The 18,385-nt window shown below is 66.9% G+C and carries 18 protein-coding genes and 1 pseudogene; 9 read left to right on the top strand and 10 right to left on the bottom strand.

Features of this window, described 5'->3' with window-relative positions:
* Nucleotides 1-315: pseudogene (locus ON23_RS09710) on the bottom strand (N-acetyl-gamma-glutamyl-phosphate reductase); the annotation flags it as partial.
* A gap of 99 nt (nt 316-414) precedes the next feature.
* Complete coding sequence (locus tag ON23_RS09705; protein ID WP_039777643.1) at nt 415-1,140, bottom strand: SDR family NAD(P)-dependent oxidoreductase; 726 nt, start codon at nt 1,138-1,140, stop codon at nt 415-417.
* 68 nt (nt 1,141-1,208) lie between these two features.
* Between ON23_RS09705 and ON23_RS09700 the strand changes: the two genes are divergently transcribed.
* The 3 genes from ON23_RS09700 (at nt 1,209) to infA (ending at nt 2,932) form a co-directional block, all read left to right on the top strand.
* Complete coding sequence (locus ON23_RS09700; protein ID WP_039777642.1) at nt 1,209-1,754, top strand: MarR family winged helix-turn-helix transcriptional regulator; 546 nt, start codon at nt 1,209-1,211, stop codon at nt 1,752-1,754.
* A 210-nt stretch (nt 1,755-1,964) separates the two neighbouring features.
* The gene (locus ON23_RS09695) at nt 1,965-2,717 is read left to right on the top strand and encodes a GNAT family N-acetyltransferase (RefSeq protein WP_039777641.1); all 753 of its coding nucleotides are present in this window, start codon (nt 1,965-1,967) and stop codon (nt 2,715-2,717) included.
* Nucleotides 2,708-2,932: a translation initiation factor IF-1 gene (gene infA / locus ON23_RS09690; RefSeq protein ID WP_223273528.1), complete on the top strand. Its 225-nt coding sequence runs from the start codon at nt 2,708-2,710 to the stop codon at nt 2,930-2,932. Before ON23_RS09695 ends, infA begins: the two co-directional genes overlap by 10 nt.
* Nucleotides 2,933-3,288: 356 nt before the next feature.
* Here infA and ON23_RS09685 read toward each other — a convergent pair whose 3' ends face one another.
* Both ON23_RS09685 and ON23_RS09680 read right to left on the bottom strand, forming a co-directional pair.
* Nucleotides 3,289-4,170 (bottom strand): hypothetical protein, encoded by an 882-nt coding sequence (locus ON23_RS09685; protein WP_157170192.1) that lies wholly within the window; start codon nt 4,168-4,170, stop codon nt 3,289-3,291.
* Between the two features lie 530 nt (nt 4,171-4,700).
* The gene (locus ON23_RS09680; protein ID WP_039777639.1) at nt 4,701-5,105 is read right to left on the bottom strand and encodes a hypothetical protein; all 405 of its coding nucleotides are present in this window, start codon (nt 5,103-5,105) and stop codon (nt 4,701-4,703) included.
* Between the two features lie 484 nt (nt 5,106-5,589).
* Between ON23_RS09680 and ON23_RS09675 the strand changes: the two genes are divergently transcribed.
* The gene (locus tag ON23_RS09675; protein WP_039777638.1) at nt 5,590-7,122 is read left to right on the top strand and encodes an acyl-CoA synthetase; all 1,533 of its coding nucleotides are present in this window, start codon (nt 5,590-5,592) and stop codon (nt 7,120-7,122) included.
* A 62-nt stretch (nt 7,123-7,184) separates the two neighbouring features.
* Here ON23_RS09675 and ON23_RS09670 read toward each other — a convergent pair whose 3' ends face one another.
* Nucleotides 7,185-8,921: a pyruvate dehydrogenase gene (locus tag ON23_RS09670; protein WP_039777637.1), complete on the bottom strand. Its 1,737-nt coding sequence runs from the start codon at nt 8,919-8,921 to the stop codon at nt 7,185-7,187.
* Nucleotides 8,922-9,503: 582 nt separating this feature from the next.
* Between ON23_RS09670 and ON23_RS09665 the strand changes: the two genes are divergently transcribed.
* Entirely contained in the window at nt 9,504-10,454 is a 951-nt protein-coding gene (locus tag ON23_RS09665; RefSeq protein ID WP_245555924.1) for a helix-turn-helix domain-containing protein, read from the top strand.
* Complete coding sequence (locus ON23_RS09660; protein ID WP_039777633.1) at nt 10,451-10,657, top strand: DUF397 domain-containing protein; 207 nt, start codon at nt 10,451-10,453, stop codon at nt 10,655-10,657. Before ON23_RS09665 ends, ON23_RS09660 begins: the two co-directional genes overlap by 4 nt.
* Nucleotides 10,658-10,995: 338 nt before the next feature.
* On the opposite strand, the gene ON23_RS09655 is transcribed toward ON23_RS09660, so the two are convergent.
* Nucleotides 10,996-11,427 (bottom strand): winged helix-turn-helix transcriptional regulator, encoded by a 432-nt coding sequence (locus tag ON23_RS09655; protein WP_039777631.1) that lies wholly within the window; start codon nt 11,425-11,427, stop codon nt 10,996-10,998.
* Nucleotides 11,428-11,586: 159 nt separating this feature from the next.
* Between ON23_RS09655 and ON23_RS09650 the strand changes: the two genes are divergently transcribed.
* Nucleotides 11,587-12,420, top strand: a complete 834-nt coding sequence (locus tag ON23_RS09650; protein ID WP_063821240.1) for an oxidoreductase — start codon at nt 11,587-11,589, stop codon at nt 12,418-12,420.
* Here the strand turns inward: ON23_RS09650 and ON23_RS09645 are convergent.
* Nucleotides 12,314-13,996, bottom strand: a complete 1,683-nt coding sequence (locus ON23_RS09645) for an amino acid permease (RefSeq protein ID WP_083903811.1) — start codon at nt 13,994-13,996, stop codon at nt 12,314-12,316. The two genes, ON23_RS09650 and ON23_RS09645, sit on opposite strands and share 107 nt — an antisense overlap.
* 166 nt (nt 13,997-14,162) lie before the next feature.
* Here ON23_RS09645 and ON23_RS09640 point away from each other — a divergent pair, with 166 nt between their 5' ends.
* Both ON23_RS09640 and ON23_RS09635 read left to right on the top strand, forming a co-directional pair.
* Nucleotides 14,163-15,233, top strand: a complete 1,071-nt coding sequence (locus tag ON23_RS09640) for an LLM class flavin-dependent oxidoreductase (protein ID WP_245555925.1) — start codon at nt 14,163-14,165, stop codon at nt 15,231-15,233.
* A 206-nt stretch (nt 15,234-15,439) separates the two neighbouring features.
* The gene (locus ON23_RS09635) at nt 15,440-15,925 is read left to right on the top strand and encodes a carboxymuconolactone decarboxylase family protein (RefSeq protein WP_039777645.1); all 486 of its coding nucleotides are present in this window, start codon (nt 15,440-15,442) and stop codon (nt 15,923-15,925) included.
* A 52-nt stretch (nt 15,926-15,977) separates the two neighbouring features.
* On the opposite strand, the gene ON23_RS09630 is transcribed toward ON23_RS09635, so the two are convergent.
* Genes ON23_RS09630 through ON23_RS09620 form a run of 3 tightly spaced genes read right to left on the bottom strand, consistent with a single transcriptional unit; the run spans nt 15,978 to nt 18,367 of the window.
* Nucleotides 15,978-17,018 carry a hypothetical protein gene (locus ON23_RS09630; RefSeq protein ID WP_039777627.1) on the bottom strand — a complete coding sequence of 347 codons (1,041 nt, stop codon included), beginning with the start codon at nt 17,016-17,018 and terminating at the stop codon, nt 15,978-15,980.
* A 41-nt stretch (nt 17,019-17,059) separates the two neighbouring features.
* Nucleotides 17,060-17,545: a hypothetical protein gene (locus ON23_RS09625; protein WP_039777625.1), complete on the bottom strand. Its 486-nt coding sequence runs from the start codon at nt 17,543-17,545 to the stop codon at nt 17,060-17,062.
* A gap of 39 nt (nt 17,546-17,584) precedes the next feature.
* The gene (locus tag ON23_RS09620) at nt 17,585-18,367 is read right to left on the bottom strand and encodes an alpha/beta hydrolase (RefSeq protein WP_039777623.1); all 783 of its coding nucleotides are present in this window, start codon (nt 18,365-18,367) and stop codon (nt 17,585-17,587) included.
* Nucleotides 18,368-18,385 lie beyond the last annotated feature (18 nt).

Here is an 18,385-nt window from a genome sequence, read left to right as displayed (position 1 = left end):
CACCGTCGAGTCCGGCAGCTGCTGCGCGATGGCCGCGGACTGTCCGTGCGGCAATCCGAGGAACACCACGTCGTGCCCGGCCAGCACCTCCACGGTGGTCGCCTCGAGCACCCGATCGGCCAGCGGCAGCAGATGCGGCTGCGACTGCGCCAGCTTGGTCCCGGCATTGGATCCCGCGGTCAGCGCCCCGATCTCGAGGCGCCCGGCTCGGTACTCCGGATGCCCCAGCAGCACACGCAGGACCTCACCGCCCGCGTATCCGCTCGCACCAGCTACCGCGACCCGCACCACGGGCCCACTCGAGGTATCCGCCATGTGATGATTATGCACGATCATGCAAGCTCATTCACGAGCGGGGTGGACGCCGCCGATACCGGCCTGGTCACCGCTGGTAGGGATGCGCGGGACACACGCTCACCGAGTCGTGTGCGCACCGCCGTTCACATGCAGCGTCTGGCCCGTGATGTGGCGCGCACCGGCGGAGGCCAGGAAGTAGACCGTTTCCGCGACGTCGCGCGGACGCCCCGCCCGGCCATTGTGCGTGGCGTCGACCAGCGCGGTCCGGCGTTGTTCACTGAGTTCGCCGCGGAAGAAGTCGGTCTCGGCGATATAGCCGGGAGCGACCGCGTTGGCCGTGAGCCCCCGCGCGCCCACGGTCGACGACAGGCCGGCGGTCCACGCCGCCAGTGCCGCTTTCGCCGCGCCGTACGAGGACGCCGCGTACTCGGCGCCGATGGAACCGATGGTGATGATCGATCCGCCCGGCCGCAACTTGTCGAGCACCGCCGTGGTGGTCAGGACAGCGCTGAGCAGATTGGCGTCCAGATTCGCCCGCCACGCCGCGGCCACCTGGTCGAGGGACGCGGGGCGCCCACCGGGCCGGCCCAAGTCGGTGTTGCCGCCCGCCATGTTGACCACCACGTCGAGGTGGGCGCCCACTTCGTCGGCCATCCCCGCCACCGCCTGCGGATCCGTCGCGTCGCACACGATGGGTTCGGCATCGATCTCGGCCGCGGCGCGAGCGAGACGCTCCGCCTGGCGGCCGGTGATGATCACGGTGTCCCCGTCCGCACGGAAACGAGCGGCGGTCGCCTTGCCGATCCCGTTTCCACCGCCGGTGACGAGCACGATACGACCCATGACAATGACCCCTCTGTTATTCTTCCGCCCTAACGTTTAGTACTAAACGTACCGAGGAGATTGCGGCTGTGTCCACTGATCGTGATGCCGGGAACTACCCGATCGGGTCGATCTCCGCGCGCCGGCCCGCGGCCGATATCGCGGCGGCGTGGCAGCGGGAACTGCCGGGTGTGCGCACCGAGTCCATCGAAATCATCACGCCCGTGTGGCGGATCGCGAAAGCCCTCGCGGACGACCGGCGACGCACCCTGAGCGAACTCGGAGTCGACCCCTCCACGCTGGATCTGCTCAGTGTGATCAGACGTTCCGGACCACCGTACGAACTCACGACTCGCGAGATCACCGACCGGACGATGATCACCGCGGGGGCCGTCTCCCAGCGCATCGCCCGCGCGGAGCAGGCCGGACTGGTGGAACGATCACCGTCGGCCGTGTCGCACCGGGCGGTCGCCGTCCGGCTCACCGAAGCCGGTCATACCTTGATCGAAGCCACCGTGCGTCAACTCCTCGAGCACGAGGCGGACCTCATCAGCGCTCTCGCCCCCGCCGAGCGAGTGGCCCTGACCGGCCTCCTCGCCGGCCTGGAACAGGCACTTGTCACGCCGCGGCAATGATCACCTCGAGCCACCCGCCGGACCCTTCCGAAAAAATAGGTGGCCCCGCGATATTCGAGTTGTTAGCCTTCTGCGGTCCGACCTGATCACGCGAGGGGGTGAGTCCCATTTTCACGGCATTCCTTGGGCGCTCCCCGTTCTCACGATCGGACGATTGACGCACGTCGTCATCGGGAGCGCTCGTCCGAGCGATCCCGAGAGGGGACGACAATGCATTCTTCCGAACTCATGGTGACGCGCATCGCGGACCGGCACTGGCATGCGCTGGCCGGCGACCGGGTGGTCGGTAGCGGTGAGGCGTCACCGCGGCCCGATGGGCGACTGTTTCTCAGCATCGACTCCTGGCAGGACGAGGCCTTCGATCGCCTCGCCGGCGCGATGCTGGCAGAGCTGCCGAAACCGCTGTACACGGTGGTCGACGAGGCCGACCTCGAGGTGACCACGCACTGGCGCCGGGCGGGTCTGGCGACCCGCCGGCGCGAATGGGAATATCGGATTCCCACCGATCCAGCGATCACGGGACTCGATTCGGCGCCGCCACCCGGTGTCGAGATCCTGAATTTCGGTGCGGCCGAGGTGGATTCACTGCGCGAACTGGACCGCGTCGTACGCGCCGAAGTCGAGGCCGCCGCCGGTTGGCAGACCATGCCGGCCGAGGTGATCTCCCCACCGATCGATCCCGCGCATTACGTGGTGGCGGCCCAGGCCGGCCGCTATGCCGGTCTGTGCCGCGTGACGCAACCGACTCGGCTACCCCGCATCGGCCTGATCGCGGTCCGTACCGACGCGCATCGGCGCGGCATCGCCCGGGCCCTGCTGGGCCGCACGCTGGGCTCGCTGCACCACGCCGGAAAGGCGTGGGCAGCAACCGAAATCGACGAATCCAACGCGGCGGCCACCGCCCTGTTCGAGGGCATCGGCGCCGAGCGGTCGACCAGCACGCTGGAGTTGGTGTGGCGATGAAGAAAGGAGCGATCGAAGTCCAGGGACACGTCGTGGAATGCCTGCGCAATGCGACATTCACGGTGGAACTTCCCAACGGCCACCAGGTCCTGGCCCACCTGTCCGGCAAGGTCCGGATGAACTACATCAAGATCCTCCCGGACGACCGGGTTCTGGTGGAGTTGAGCCCCTATGACCTGACCAGGGGCCGAATCCTGTTCCGCTATCGGAGTTAGCGCCGCGTAGGGCGGTGTGGATCGACGATCTGCGTACCCGTTTCCGTGTGCGCAGGTTCGCGACTACTGGGCTGAACTATCCGTGCAAACCTCCGCGACAATGGCAGAAAACCGCAAAAATCGCCGAGGTTTGCACGATCAGTTCAGGGTCACCGTCATATTTCGCACCCACGTTGCGCCGGGTAGAGGCCCGCACTCCCGACCGCCGCCGGCGCGCGCGTGGAGAGCGGCACCGGCCGCCCGGTATTCCGCACCTGACACCCACCGGACGTTCGATGTCCAGCACCGAACACCCACCGGCCGTTCGATGTTCCACACCGGACGGCCGTCTCCTCCAGCACATGCACTGCCCCGCTTTATTGTTGCGGCAGATGCGGTTGTGGAGGCGGCGTGCCACTCGGGTCCGCATGGACGGTGGGAGCGGACGATGAATCCGGGCCGCCGGGCTGTTCCGGTGCGGACGCATAGCCAGGTTGCGAACCCGTCGGGGCCGGCGCGGCCGGGTGCTGGGCTTGGGCGGGCGGCGTGCCGGCATCGACGTGCGGACCAGCGACCGGGTGCGGGCCGGCGGCGTTGGGATCTCCCTGGGCGCCCGACGGGGCTCCCGGATAACCCGGCACTCCCGGGTAGGCCGGTGCGGGGGCACCCGGATAGCCGGGCGCAGCCGCGCCCGGATACGAGGGCCAGCCATGCGGCGCGGGCGCCGAAGTTTCGGCCGCCGGGTAGACCGCGGGAGCCGAATAGTTCGGCGCGACAGCGGGAGCCGGATAGCCGGGCGGGACGCCGGGGTAGGCGGCCGGTCCCGGAGACGGCACAGCACCGGGGTAACCGGGGATCGCGGACGGAGACGCGAAGGTCGCCGGGGAGCCCGGTTTGCCCGCGATCAGGGTTCCCACTGCGGCGAGAATGGCGATGGCGGCGGGTATCGCCAGCCAATTACCCTTCTCGGCGAATCGAACATAGGAGTCGATGCAGAGAACCACGACGTTCTGAGTGACCGTGACGAACAACGCGCCACCGCCCAGCGCGGCGAGGGTACGAATCCGAACGGATGCCGAACCGGAAGTCGCCAGCAGAATGCCGCCGACCAGCGCGACGAGTGCGCACACCCAGAACGGGATCAGCGCGGCCCCAAAGCCGTACTCGAAGACGGAATAGCCTCCGCCCGAGACGACGAGTCCCCAGACGGATTGCGCGGCTGCGAGAATTGCCGCCATCGCCAGAGCAATACCCGCCACGACGTCGACGGCAGCGCGCTTACCGGCAGCTCCGGGCCGCGAGAATGACTGAGCGCCAGGATAATTCGGTGGCACACCCCAGCCCGGTGGTTGCGGTGCGGGATATCCGGGCTGGTACGGGTTCACCATAGGTCGGAACTCCTTGTCGACATCGCTTGTGGCTCAGCCTAAGCGAGTGCCGAGGTCCGCGCGGGTTCACCGGCATACGCGCCGGTTCCGTCCGGGCTACGGTCGCAGCCGCGGAATCGCCGACACGGCTGCCGCCGACCCACACCCGACAGACCGGCTACCGGTCACTTCGAACTCACCCGCCCCGGGGAACGACGACTCCGCGCCCACCCACCGACAACTCCGCGCCCGCCCGCCCGACCGGCTACCGACGACTCCAGGCCCAGCCATCGGACTTGCTACCGACGACTGCGCGCGCCCAACCACCGGACCGGCTACGGGTGACCCCACCGGGTCGCGGCCCTGCGCGTCCCCGTCGACGCGCACGTCACCGTCGACCCGGTCGCTGCGGCAGGGGCAGCCTAGATCGACCCCATGCACACCATCGGCTGGAGCACGAAATTGTTGCCGGGGTTCGCATCCGGCGTCGTGCTCGTCACCCTGGCGGTGATCAGCTCCAGCGTGCGCGCGGTGCCGACCGTGTAGTTGGCGATTTCTCCCGGTGCCAGAGCGGCCTTGATGACGGATCCGGACGGGCCGAACGGCGTCCAATAGTTCACCGCCACATTCTCCGCGGTCGCGGTGCCGATATTGCGGACGATCACCTGCAACGGCGGCGGAAAGCCGGGCAGCGCCCCGCCGCAGTAGGTGTACACCTCCACATCGGCACCGGCCGGATCGGCATGCGCCGCAACGCCCAACCCGGCCGTGGTCGTGGCCGCCATCGCCAGTCCGGCGGCTACCGCACAAATACGCCCGATCGTCATAGGAACCTCCCGCTCGACGAGCTCTCGTGCGGAGTATCGAACCCCCCGACGAACCTGTTATGCCCCGAAATACCTGGGCGCCAAAGCTGTGCCGAGCGGGCATTGCGAACCGCCCGGTATCGCCGTCGCCGCCGCACGAGCAGATTGGATGCCCCCGGCGAACCTCGAAAAGCGGGGGCGGCGGGTGGCATCCGCTCACAACCCGGCGAGTACCGGTCGCCCCCGCGTCAGAAGGCGCAGTACGCCGGGAACATCTCCCTTTCCCTGGCGTGCGAACGATACGGGGCCGCCCCGCGTGCGGCCGTCCACACCTCCGCGAACCTGGACAGAAGTTTGGCGATAACTCACGAATGGTCGTTCACTTTCCGCTATCGTCGCGCTCGTCGGGACGGTGTCTCGGCGGGGCCGGTGTCGCGGCGGCGAGGCGGGTCTCTCTCGACCGGCGGTCGTGTCCGGGCTGTCGGCGGTGTTGTGGAGGAGCAGGATGTACCCCGGTGCGCATGTCGATCGTTTCCCTGATAAACCGGCGGTCGTGCTGGCCGAGAGCGGTGCGGCGCTGACCTACCGCGAACTCGAGGACAACTCGATTCGCCTCGCGCGCCATCTCTACGACGCGGGCCTGCGCAAGGGTGATCACGTCGCGCTACTGTCGGGCAATACGCTCGAGGTGTACGAGGTCTACTGGGCGGCGTTGCGATCCGGCCTTTACATCACGGCCGTCAACCGGCACCTGTCCGCGGACGAGATCAGCTATATCGTCAACGATTGCGGTGCGCGGGCACTCATCGTGTCGGCGGAGCTGGCGGATGTGGCCGAGCGGGTGGTCGAGCAGACGCCCGAGGTCGGGATCCGGCTCGCCTTCGGCGGTCCTGTTCGGGGATACGACTCGTACGACAAGGCGCTGGCCGCATCCTCTGCGGAGCCGCTGCCGGATCAGCCGCGCGGCGCCGACATGCTGTATTCGTCGGGCACCACCGGCCGACCGAAGGGCATCAAACATCCGTTGCCGGACCGTCAGGTCGGCGATGCGCCGGGTGACACCTACACCGCGGTGTTCGGCCCGCTCTACGGATTCGACACCGACACCGTGTACCTGTCGCCGGCTCCGCTGTATCACGCCGCGCCGTTGCGCTTCGGCGGTGTGGTGCACGCCCTCGGCGGAACCGTGGTGGTGCTGGAGCGCTTCGACGCCGAACAGGCCCTCGTCGCGATCGAACGTTATCGCGTCACCCACAGCCAGTGGGTGCCGACGATGTTCGTGCGCATGCTGAAACTCGACGAGAGCGTGCGTGCCCGCTACGACGTCTCGAGTATGCGGGTCGCCGTCCACGCCGCCGCGCCGTGTCCGGTGGAGGTGAAACAGGCGATGATCGACTGGTGGGGCCCGGTGCTGCACGAGTACTACGCCTCGACCGAAGGAAACGGCGCCACCTTCATCGACAGCGAGCAGTGGTTGCGCAAACCCGGCTCGGTCGGGCCCGCGGGCCTGGGCGCGGTTCGCATCTGCGATGACGACGGGCGCGAGTTGCCCGCCGGCGAGATCGGCACCATCTATTTCGAACGCGAGGAAGTCCCGTTCGATTACCACAACGATCCGGAGAAGACCGCGAAGGCGATTCACCCGGATCACCCGACCTGGACCACCACCGGCGATATCGGCTATATCGACGCCGACGGATTCCTGTTCCTGACCGATCGCAAGGCGTTCATGATCATCTCCGGCGGCGTGAACATCTACCCGCAGGAGATCGAGGACGCCCTGGCCCTGCACCCCGACGTCCTCGATGTGGCGGTGATCGGCGTGCCCGACGAGGAGATGGGCGAATCGGTGAAGGCGGTCGTCCAGCCCGCCCCCGGCGCGGAGCCGGGACCCGAACTGGCACAACGGCTCCGCGATTTCCTGCGTGAGCGCATCGCCCATTACAAGGTGCCGCGCAGCGTCGATTTCGCCGACGAACTGCCCCGTACACCGACGGGAAAGCTGGTCAAGGGCAAGCTGCGCGAGCAGTACGTGTGAGGGTCGGCCGGGCGGGTAGGCCTCGCCCGGCGTCCACGAAACTCACTGGGAATCAGCGCTTTTCATCGCGGCACGTTGCGCAGATTCGATCGGGCCATGTCGATCATGCGGCCCACCCCGCCGGTGAGCACGATCTTGCTGGCCGCGAGCGCGAAGCCACGCACCTGCGCCGCGGTGATGTGCGGCGGGAGGGACAGGGCGTTCGGATCGGTGACCAGGTCGACCAGCGCGGGGCCCGGATGTGCCAGTGCCTCGGCGAGGGCGGCGCGGATGTCGGACGGTTCGGTGACTCGCACCGCGTGGATGCCCGCGGCGCGGGCTACGGCGGCGAAATCGACCGGGGCGTGGTCGGTTTCGAAGTTCGGCAGACCGTCCACCAGCATCTCCAGCCGCACCATACCCAGCGACGAATTGTTGAAGACGATGATCTTGACCGGCAGCCGGTGCAGCGCCACGGTGAGCACTTCCCCCATCAGCATGCCCAATCCGCCGTCGCCGGACATGGAGATCACCTGCCGGTCCGGATAGGCGAATTGCGCGCCGATGGCATGCGGCAGGGCGTTGGCCATCGTGCCGTGCAGGAACGATCCGATCACCCGGCGACGGCCGTTCGGTGTCAGATAGCGGGCCGCCCACACATTGCACATGCCGGTGTCGACGGTGAAGATCGCGTCGTCGGAGGCGAGTTCGTCGAGGATGTCGGCGGCGTATTCGGGGTGAATCGGCTTGTGGTCGGCCACATTTCGGGTGTAGGCGTCGACGACCTGCTCGAGCAGCCGGTAGTGCTCGCCGAGCATGCGGTCCAGGAATTCGCGGTCGGATTTCTGCTGCACGAGGGGTAGGACCGCGCGCAGGGTCTCCCGGACGTCGCCGTGCACGGCCAGTTGCAGCGGCGTGCGCCGGCCGAGGCGGGCGGCGTCGTGGTCGATCTGCACGGTGTTGGTTCCCGGCAGGAATTCGTCATAGGGGAAATCGGTTCCGACCAGCACGACCAGATCTGCTTCGTGCATCGCCTTGTAGCAGGCGCCGTAGCCGAGCAGACCGCTCATTCCCACGTCGTAGGGATTGTCGAACTGGATCCACTCCTTACCGCGCAGGCTGTGCCCGATGGGTGCGTGGAGCAGTTCGGCGAGCCGCATCACCTCCTCGTGCGCGTCGCGCACGCCCGCACCGCAGAACAGGGTGACGGTGCGCGCCGCGTTCAGGGCGTCCGCGAGCGCCTGCACCTGTTCGGCGGCGGGCATGACGTGGCCGAGTTCGGAGACGAGACTCGTCTCGCCGGTCGGATGCGCGGCGTCCAATTGCGCGACATCGCCCGGCAGCACCACCACCGACACCTCGTTGCGCGCCAACGCATGCTGGATCGCGATCCGCAGCATGCGCGGCATCTGCTCGGGCCGGCTGATCATTTCGCAGTACCCGCTGCATTCGACGAAGAGGCGTTCCGGATGCGTTTCCTGGAAGAACTGGGTGCCGATCTGGTCGGAGGGAATGTGGGAAGCCAGCGCCAGCACCGGCGCTCCGGTGCGGTGCGCGTCGTAGAGACCCTGGATGAGATGCGTGTTGCCCGGGCCGCAACTGCCCGCGCAGACGGCCAGGCTGCCGGTCAATTGCGCCTCCGCGGCCGCGGCGAACGCGGCGGCCTCCTCGTTGCGCACATGAACCCATTCGATGTCCGGAGTGCGGCGCACCGCGTCGACGATCGGATTGAGGCTGTCCCCCACCACGCCGTAGATCCGCCGCACTCCGGCCTGTACGAGAACGTGCACGAATTGATCGGCCACATTCGTTTTCGCCATGCGCTCTCCTCCACCGCTGTGATCGGCGCCGGCGTATTCGCCTTCGCCCGGAGCCGAAGCTCCCTTACCGGATGAACAGATTCGCGATCGCCACGAATACTACCGGGCGGGGCGGAGCGGAAATGGCGGCGGAGCCGATTCACGGACAGGTTCGGCAACCGTCAGCGAATTGCCTTTTGAATATTCACAACGCAATCCCTGCTCGTGGGCCGAGCCGTCGTCCGCCTCACTCCCGCATCCGCAAACCTGCTGGTGGGCAACGGATCTGGATACCGACCGATCGCGGCACCGGACTGCGAATACGACCGACAACGCGCGCGGCGACATCGAGCAATCACCGCCGTGATCTCGACGTGATCGGCGATCAGGTGTCCGTACATCGGTGCGCTCCTGCCGTTTTCGGTGATGGTATGCCCGATAGCCGGGCCGGAGACCGCAGTCGCGCGAAAAGCGAGAGGAATTCGGCGGTTGGTTCTTCCCGGCTACCGGGTCGATGCCAGTACACTCGAAACGTCCCGCATCCGGAATGGGCATGCGCCCGAATGTTTTTCACGGATCCCGGACATTCACTACGGGGACAGAATGTCGAACGCCACCACAGGGTGGCTTCCAGAAACAGGCTCGATCGTCAGGGAGGCTAAAGATATGTCCGTCACCGGCAGCACCCTCGCCCGCCGCGCCCTGGGGCGCGAACTGCGCCGCCTCCGCGAGGCCAAAGGACTGAAACAGGCCGCCGCCGCCCGCGCCGCCGAAACCTCACCCCAGTCCATCGGCCGCATCGAGGAGGGGCTGTCGACGAGAACCACTGGGCTGCAAGTGAATGCGCTGTGCGACTTCTATGGGGCATCGGATGAAGACCGGCGGACGTTGCTGGGATTGGTATCCGAGGTACGGGCATCGCGGGAGCGCGGAGGCGGGTGGTGGAGGGCGTATGCGGATGAGCTTGCCACCGACTTCGACCACTACTTCGCGCTCGAAGAGGCTGCACAACGATTCACGGCATGGAAGCTCAGCGTGATTCCCGGAATGCTCCAAACAGCCGCCTACCGCCGCGCGCTCGCCTGGGCCGAGGCACCGGATGCGCCAACAGAGCAGATCGAGATGCGCGTACAGATCGTGACACACCGGCAGACGCGACTCTCGGACGACACTTTCACTGTCGATGTGCTGCTCCACGAGGCTGCCGTCCGCGACCAGGTCGGAGGCCCCGCCGTGGCGGCGGAGCAATTGCATCACCTCGCCGAAATGTCGGAAAGGCCAAACGTTTCAGTGCGTGTGGTGCCGTTCGACGCTCGCCGTCACCTCGGCTCGATGGTCGGCTCATTCATCCTTCTGGAGTTCCCCGACCTGCCCCTGTCGAAGTTGACGGAGCCACCGATCATTTATGTGGAGGAGTACGCCGGTGACCTCTACCTCGAACGACCAGAGGAGATCTCGCGATATCGGCATGCACTCGAGGAGATCGGCCGTGTAGCGTTGGATCAGGACACGTCCAGGGATCTGATCCTGGCTGTAGCGAAGGAGTTCGCATGAGCGTAGACCTATCCGGCGCCCAGTGGTTCAAGTCCAGTCGCAGCAGCTCGCAAAAGGAATGCGTCGAGGTAGCCCACCTTTCCGAAGGCATGGTCGGCGTCCGCGACTCCAAGAACCCCACCGGCCCCGCCCTCGTCTTCGCCCCCGCCGAATGGGACGCGTTCACCGCCCGCCTCGAGAGCGGCGGTCTCGACCTCACCTAACCTTCTGTACCGCAAGGGCGTTCGGGCCATGGACCCGAACGCCCTTGTATGTTGCCATCTTCACGACGCTTCGGGCCCGGACGCCCGTCGTTCTATGCACGTGGCCAGGGCGGAACAAATGACCCACCGCACTGCCCATCCGACGCGCCAAGCGCTGCTGTCGACCGCCCCGAGTAGAAGTTGAGCGCCCAAAGTACAGCAAAGAGGTCGTTACTATAGGTTAAGCACCAAAAAGCATAGTAACGATGCGCCTACTGTACTTTTCTGTCCTGTCCTGATCGTCTGTGCTGCACGATGTTTCACCACTCACCGCTCACGCACCACCGCGTCCGGTCCACTCATGAGGTGCGAGCGTCGTGGCTCTCACGGTGGGCCAACACCTCGCCCATGTGGTCCTGTGCCCAGGATCTGAGGCCGCGCGTCAAGTGATGGAGTGAGAGGCCGAGTTGGGTGAGCTCGTAGGTGACCGTGACCGGGACCGTCGGCGTCACTGTGCGGGTGAGCAGACCGTCACGCTCGAGAGCCCGCAGGGTTTGGGTCAGCATCTTCTGGCTGACTCCGACCAGCAGGCGAGACAGTTCGGAGTAACGCATCGCTCTCGGGGCACCGGGCCGATCGGACGCGGCTCCCGCATCCCCGCTCAACGCGCACAGAATCAGCACGACCCATTTGTCGGAGATTCGATCGAGGAGTTGACGACTGGGGCACGCCGCCAGGAATGCGTTGTACTCCGAACTGCTTCGAGCCCCCTCGAATACCTTCGCTGTCACCGGTCTCGCCTTTCATCGGAGAGTTACGCACTTTCGAGTGCCTACTTCCCGAAAGGAAGTAGCTCTCCAACAATGGTGCCAGGAGGTCGCAGACACCTCCTCCCGATCGGAGGCGAAAGGCACCACGTGAACGCACCCCTCCTTCCCGGCGGTACCCGAATGCTCGGCGACGCGACTGTCACCCGATTCGGCTACGGCGCCATGCAGCTCGCCGGCCCCGGGGTCATGGGGCCGCCCACCGACCGCGACGGCGCGCTGGCCGTGCTGCGTGAGGCAGTCGATGCCGGTATCACCCACATCGACACCAGTGCCGCATACGGGCCTGATGTGACGAACGAGTTGATCCGCGAGGCGCTGCACCCCTACCCGGACAGGGTGTACATCGCCACGAAGGTCGGAGCGCGCCGCGACGCGCAGGGCGGCTGGCCTACGGCCCGGCGTCCCGAAGACTTACGCGAACAGGTGCACCAGAATCTTCGGTCGCTCGGGGTCGAGACGCTCGACCTGGTCAACCTGCGCATGGGCGATGCCGCAGGCCCCCAGCCCGGCTCGCTCGCAGCGGCATTGGAGACGCTCGCCGACCTTCAGCAGGACGGGCTGATACGCTATCTCGGAGTCAGCAACGTCACCGCGGATCAAGTCGCCGAGGCGCGGAGCATCGTGGCAATCGTGTGCGTGCAGAACATGTACAACCTCGCCCATCGCCACGACGACGACCTCATCGACCGGCTCGCCGACGACGACATCGCCTACGTACCGTACTTCCCGCTCGGTGGCTTCACACCGCTGCAGTCGGAGACACTCACCCGGGTCGCGACCCGGGTGGGTGCCGCGCCGCTGCCGGTGGCGCTGGCCTGGCTGTTGCGGCGCGCACCGAACATTCTGCTCATTCCCGGTACGTCGTCCGCGGTTCACCTGCGCGAGAACATCGCCGGGGCCGGGCTCTCACTGTCGGATGAGGACGTCGCCGATCTGGACGGAATCGCTCGCTGACGATGCCGTCGAGGAGCCGCTCGCCCTGCGGCCGCTCATCCCCGCGCCGTCCCGGATCCTCCACGATCACTTCGGGTTCCGCGGGCCGCCCCGGCCACGGGCGCTCGGCTACCACCGGGAACTGTCCGGTGTGGTCGTGGCGAATGGCGGCTATGCGCAACACTTTTCGACGCGTCAGAAACCATCCTCCGACCAGCACAGGCCCCATCACACAGACCGTGGCCACGACGGCCCAGCGTTGGATCGGGTCACTGCTGCAGGCCATCAGGGCCACCACGGCCACGAGGAACGCGAGGGTGGCGTAACCGGTGTAGGGCGCGCCGATCATGCGGTAGGCGGGGCGGTGGGAGATGCCGTCCCACCAGCGGCGCCACAGGCGCAGCTGGCAGGCCAGCACCACCATCCACGAGACGATCGTGCCGAGCGCCGAGACGTTCAGCACGATCTCGAATGCCTTGTCCGGCACCACCGCGTCGAGCCCGACGCCGATCAGCGCGATCACGCCGGTGGCCAGGATGCCGATGTAGGGCACGCCGGTGCGGGACATGCGGCCGGCGACGGCGGGGGCGCTGCCGTTCGCCGACATCGAGCGCAGGATGCGGCCGGTGGAGTACAGGCCCGCGTTGAGGCTGGAGAACGCGGCGGTGAGCACGATCAGATTCATCATCGACCCGGCGGCGGGAACGCCGATGCGGGCGAAGAACGTGACGAACGGGCTCTCGCCGTCACGAAAGGCGGTGTAGGGCAGCAACAGTCCCAGCAGGACGAGGGAGCCGACGTAGAACACCCCGATGCGGGCGATGACCGAGTTGATGGCCCGCGGCATCACCTCCTGGGGATTCTCGGTCTCCCCCGCGGCGATGCCGACCAATTCCACTGCCGCATAGGCGAAGACGACGCCCGTGGTGACCGTGACGAGCGGCAGCACCCCGGTCGGGAACAGTCCACCGTGATGCGCGATCACGCTCACCCCCGTGGACTCGCCCCGGAGGGCGAAGCGGCCGGCGAGGAAGACCGTGCCCACGATCAGAAATCCGATGAGGGCGACGACTTTCACCAATGCCACCCAGAATTCGAGTTCTCCGAACCACCGCACCGAGATCAAATTCGTGCCGACCACCGCAATCAGCGCCACCAGTGCGATCACCCACTGCGGCACCACCGTGAACGCACCCCAATATCGGACATATGTCGCGATCGCGGTGATGTCGACGATGCCGGTCATGCACCAGTGAAAGAAATACATCCAGCCGACGGCGAATGCGAGTTTCTCGCCATAAAATTCGCGCGCGTAGGATACGAACGATCCGGACGCCGGCCGGTACAGCACCAACTCCCCCAGCGCCCGCAGCACGAAGAAGACGAAGACACCGCAGACCGCATAGACCAGAAAGAGCCCTGGACCTGCATCGGCGAGGCGTCCACCCGCACCGAGAAACAGCCCGGTACCGATCACTCCGCCGATCGCGATCATCTGCAATTGACGGTTGCGCAACGACTTTCGGTAGCCGTCCTGTTCGGTATGCAACGCCGCGGCCAGAGCCGACAATTCGACGGGTCGGTGGTCTGTACTCATGACCGGACCTTCCGGTGGACAACATTGAATCTTCAAACAACGTAGTGCCGCACAGCGTTGCATTCAGGAGTGGGAATATCGAAATACCGCGCGGTCGGTTCTCACAAAACGAGCACCTTTACCCGATGTGCCGAGAATTCAAACCAATGGAGTCGAATTGGACGACGTGAAATTCGTTGTCGCGGAACCGTCCTGCCGTGCCGGTCCGGCGATCGCCGATCCGCCCGGCGATACCCTCGAGGGAGTTGTCGCGCAGCAGCCGGACGCCGAGGCTGAGCTCGTGAACGACATTCGATACGGCCTCCTCCTTCCCGGCGGCGTCGCGCAGCTGCAGCGCGACGGCGCGGCCCGCGGCCTGGCCGAGCTGGCGGTGACAGCCGAACGCCTGGGATTCGACTCGGTGTGGCTGGGCGATTCGCTGAGCCGCGCCCGGATCGAACCGCTGACGGTCCTGGCGGCCGCGGCGGCGCTGACCGGGCGGATCACGCTCGGGACGGCGGCGCTGATGCCGGCGTACCGGCACCCGGTGCAGGCCGCCGCCACCCTCGCCTCACTGGATCAGCTGGCCTCGGGGCGGTTGGTCCTCGGCGTCGGCGCCGGATTCCCGGAACTCAGCCGAGCCGAATTCGACCTGGTGGGAGTCGATTACCGGACCCGCTTCTCCCAGCTCGACGACACCGTCGACCTGTGGCGGCGGCTGTGGTCCGGCAACACCGAGCCGTTCCACGGCAAGGTCCTGCACTACGACTGGTTGCCGGACGTGCCGCAACCGCATCGACCGGGCGGGCCACCCATCTGGGCCACCGGCATCACGCCCGCCGCGCTGGCCCGCACCGGACGGCGCTACGACGGCTGGCTGCCCTACCCACCGGATGTGCGGGCCTATGCCGAGGGCCTGACCGCCGTACGGTCCGCCGCGACCGCCGCCGGACGCACCGAAACATCGATCACACCGGCACTTTTCGCCACGGTCTACCTCAGCGACGACCCGCACGCCGGCCGGGCGGCACTGGACCGCTACACGCAGGCGACCTACCGGATGCCGGTGGACACGGTCGAAACGATCCAGGTCCTGCTGACCGGAACCGCCGAACACGTTGCGGCACAACTCGATCGGTACATCGACGCGGGCGCCGAACACATCCTCCTGCGCATCGCGGCCCTCGACCCGGCCGAGTTCACCGACCAATTGGCTCTGACCGAATCCCTGTTACGGCCTTCGACGATCGTGCACTGAATTCTGGCCCGGCCCTGCCTTCGGGGATGAGCGGGTACCACGCTCGCCGCGGGCCACCGAGATCGTCGCGACGAGACGCCGGACAACCGCTGTGTGTGACACCGGACAGCTATGCCGCACATCACTTTTCCACACTGTCACACCGATCCTGCGAGCGGCATCTTGTGTTCGTTCACGACAACGATCACGACAGCAAGGACGACGTCATGGAACCCCGTTTCACCCTGACCGACAACGCACTGGGCGCCAAGTTCGCCAAGCGGTTCGGCAACACCAGCATGGTCATCCTCCAGTCGACGCTGCCCAAGGCGACTCAGGACCTGATGATGCTGCGCGTCAGCCAGATCAACGGCTGCGGCTGGTGCACCGATGTGCACAGCAAGGACCTCGCGGCCGCCGGCGAGCCCGCGGTGCGCATCAACCTGGTCGCCGCGTGGCGCGAGGCGTCGGTCTACACCGACGCCGAGCGGGCCGCGCTGGCCCTGGCCGAGGAAGGTACCCGTCTCGCCGACGCCCACCAGGGAGTCTCGGACGAGACCTGGGCGCAGGTGCGCAAGCATTACGACGACGACCAGATCGCCGCACTGGTCGGCCTGGTCGCACAGATCAACGCGGCCAACCGGCTCGGTGTGATCGTGCGCCAGCAGGGCGGCTCCTACGACCCCGGCATGTTCGCCGAGATCACCGGCTGATCAGCGAGCGAAACGCGATCCGGCCCGGGGTCGACCTGGGCCGGACCGACTGTTACTTCGTGGCCTCGGCCAGGATCGCCAGCACCGGTTCGGAGGTGTAGAACGGTTCGAGGCGTTCGCGAATCAGCTTGGCCAGCACGCCGTTTCGCTTCGCCGCCTCGACCACCGCGGGGCCGTAGCGCAGGATCTCGGTGCGGATGTCGTCGGCGGACAGGCCGAGTTCGGGCAGCAGCGCGCCGAGGGTGTGGTCGCCGTATTTGGTGAAGAACACGTCGACGCATTCGTCGAGGAGCACACCCACGTACTCCTTGTCGCGGGTGGTGACGACGATGCGGTGCACCAGCAGCGCGAGTTCGCGCAGGTCGGCCTGGGTCAGGTAGTCGCGCAGGCCGCTGACCGGCTCGCCGGCGTGCAGATCCCAGAACTCCATCGCCGCGCCGTGCACCGGTGCGTCGCGCAGCATTTCCCGGATCGCGTTGTTGGTGCGCTTGAGAGCGAACATCGCGCCCTTACCGGCCATATCGCCGATGAAGGTGCCGCTGCTGGCCTTCTCGGCGGCCTTGCGCGCGGACTTGGCCGCGTTGGTACCGAACGACACCAGCGATCCGACGCCCGGAACCTTACTGGCCATCTGCCGGTTCGACTCCATGAAATCGTCGATCAGCTTGTCGACGAATTTGGACGCCGCCGTGGCCACCAGCGGGCTTTCGGTCAGCCGCTCCAGCAGGCGCTCCTGGGCCTGGTGCATGCCGAAGATTTTCTCCAGCAACGCTTCCACGGGTTCGCGGTCCACGACGTCGCCGAGGGTGTAGTCGTTGTTCTCGGCGATATTGTCGTAGATCGCGTCGGCGAACACCGCCACCGAATCCTGCAGCACCGGGCTGCCGCCGATGCGGTTCACCACGGTGCGCACGGTCTGCCGGGCGTCGTCGACGGAGACCACATCGCGGAAGACGATCGTGTCGGCGACCGCCAGCACGTCGTCGACATCGCGGGCGACGACCTCGACGAACCGATCTCCCGTCACCTCCGCCAGCAGGTAGTCCACCTGCGCGTCGAGCAGTTTCGCGGCGATGTCCTGTGCTGCGGTCATCGGTTCCCCTTCAGCTGTCCGGACCGCCGGACCAGCCGGAATCACACGTCGTCGCGCATCGACTTCCGGATCTCGTCCAGGCGTTCCCGCGCGGCTTTCTCCCGCGCCTGCCATTGTTCGTCGGCGCTGCGGCCCGCCGGTGTCTGCCGGTCGAGTTCGCCCAGCCCCTGGGCGGTGCCGTAGCGCTGCTCGACCTTATCGCGAACTGACTCGAAAGTAGGGACTCCGGATTCGGAATAGCCGCCGGGCACACCGAAGCCTTCCGGCGGCAGCGGCACGCCCGAGCCCACCGCGACCTGCCCGAATCCGCCGGAGATCGGCGGCGGCACGGCGGCGGCAGCACCGGGAGTGTCCGAAGTCACATCGGCCTCGGGCTCGGCACGAGCGGGACGGGCCGCCAGTTCGACCGCGGCCAGATGCAACTTCTCCAGACCCGGCCGGCCCGTGGTCGCGGTGACCACGACCTCGAGCAGATCCTCATCCTGCAGCGCGGCGAGCAGGGCCGCCATATCACCGGTTTCGGACATGCACCCAGGCTACGCATCCCGACGACGACCCGGCCGATTTCACTCGCCGGTCACCGATTCCACGCCCGCGAGAACGTCGCGAACCCACGCCGAGACGGTTCCCGACCACCCGGGAATCGAGACCAGGGTGTTGTGACCGGCGTTCGGGTAGATCAGCAACCGCTTCGGCTCGGCCAGCGCCGCGTACAGGGTGCGGCCCATCTCGACCGGGAGCAGTTCGTCGGCCTCGCCGTGCATGACGAACGTCGGCACCCGCAAGTCGCGGAGCCGCTGCAAGGTCGGAAAGGCGTTCGGCACCAGAGGTTTCGGAATGAACGGGTAGACCGCGCGGGCCGCCTCGCGCAGACCGGTGAAGGTGGACATCAGCACCATCGCCGCGGGCGGATACTCGGTCGCCAACTCCGTGACGACCGCGCCGCCGAGCGATTTACCAAGGTAGACAACGCGTTTCGGGTCCACACCGGACTGCTCCAGCAGCGCGCGGCGGGCGGCCCGGGCATCCAGATACAGTCCGCGTTCGCTCGGCCGGCCGGGACTGCGACCGTAACCGCGATAATCGAAGGTCAGCACGTTCAGGCCCGCGGCGGCCAGCAATGCCAGGATCGGCGAGCGATCGCCGATATTGCCGCCGTTGCCGTGGGCGTAGAGCACGTGGGCGATCGGCTTCTCGGCGCGTACGAACCACGCGTTGATCCGGGACCCGTCGTCCGCGGTGAGCCACAGATCGTCGTGGTCGAACCCGAACTGTTCGGGCGTCATGGTGATCCGACGTTCGGGATGGAACGTCAGCGCGTTGAGCACGCCCTCGGCCGGATGTCGCATAGTCCCTTCCTACCTGCG

The organism is Nocardia cerradoensis NBRC 101014 (assembly GCF_000308535.1).
GTDB classification, from domain to species: Bacteria; Actinomycetota; Actinomycetes; order Mycobacteriales; family Mycobacteriaceae; genus Nocardia; species Nocardia cerradoensis.
Note: the sequence above shows the minus strand (reverse complement) of the source record. Positions and strands in the feature narration are given on the sequence as shown.

Excerpts from the sequence above, each read along its gene's own strand:
- ON23_RS09705 (WP_039777643.1), bottom strand. The coding sequence starts at position 1,140 with ATGGGTCGTATCGTGCTCGTCACCGGCGGTGGAAACGGGATCGGCAAG.
- ON23_RS09695 (WP_039777641.1), top strand. The coding sequence starts at position 1,965 with ATGCATTCTTCCGAACTCATGGTGACGCGCATCGCGGACCGGCACTGG.
- ON23_RS09680 (WP_039777639.1), bottom strand. The coding sequence starts at position 5,105 with ATGACGATCGGGCGTATTTGTGCGGTAGCCGCCGGACTGGCGATGGCG.
- ON23_RS09675 (WP_039777638.1), top strand. The coding sequence starts at position 5,590 with ATGTACCCCGGTGCGCATGTCGATCGTTTCCCTGATAAACCGGCGGTC.
- ON23_RS09670 (WP_039777637.1), bottom strand. The coding sequence starts at position 8,921 with ATGGCGAAAACGAATGTGGCCGATCAATTCGTGCACGTTCTCGTACAG.
- ON23_RS09665 (WP_245555924.1), top strand. The coding sequence starts at position 9,504 with ATGTCGAACGCCACCACAGGGTGGCTTCCAGAAACAGGCTCGATCGTC.
- ON23_RS09660 (WP_039777633.1), top strand. The coding sequence starts at position 10,451 with ATGAGCGTAGACCTATCCGGCGCCCAGTGGTTCAAGTCCAGTCGCAGC.
- ON23_RS09650 (WP_063821240.1), top strand. The coding sequence starts at position 11,587 with ATGCTCGGCGACGCGACTGTCACCCGATTCGGCTACGGCGCCATGCAG.
- ON23_RS09645 (WP_083903811.1), bottom strand. The coding sequence starts at position 13,996 with ATGAGTACAGACCACCGACCCGTCGAATTGTCGGCTCTGGCCGCGGCG.
- ON23_RS09635 (WP_039777645.1), top strand. The coding sequence starts at position 15,440 with ATGGAACCCCGTTTCACCCTGACCGACAACGCACTGGGCGCCAAGTTC.
- ON23_RS09630 (WP_039777627.1), bottom strand. The coding sequence starts at position 17,018 with ATGACCGCAGCACAGGACATCGCCGCGAAACTGCTCGACGCGCAGGTG.
- ON23_RS09625 (WP_039777625.1), bottom strand. The coding sequence starts at position 17,545 with ATGTCCGAAACCGGTGATATGGCGGCCCTGCTCGCCGCGCTGCAGGAT.
- ON23_RS09620 (WP_039777623.1), bottom strand. The coding sequence starts at position 18,367 with ATGCGACATCCGGCCGAGGGCGTGCTCAACGCGCTGACGTTCCATCCC.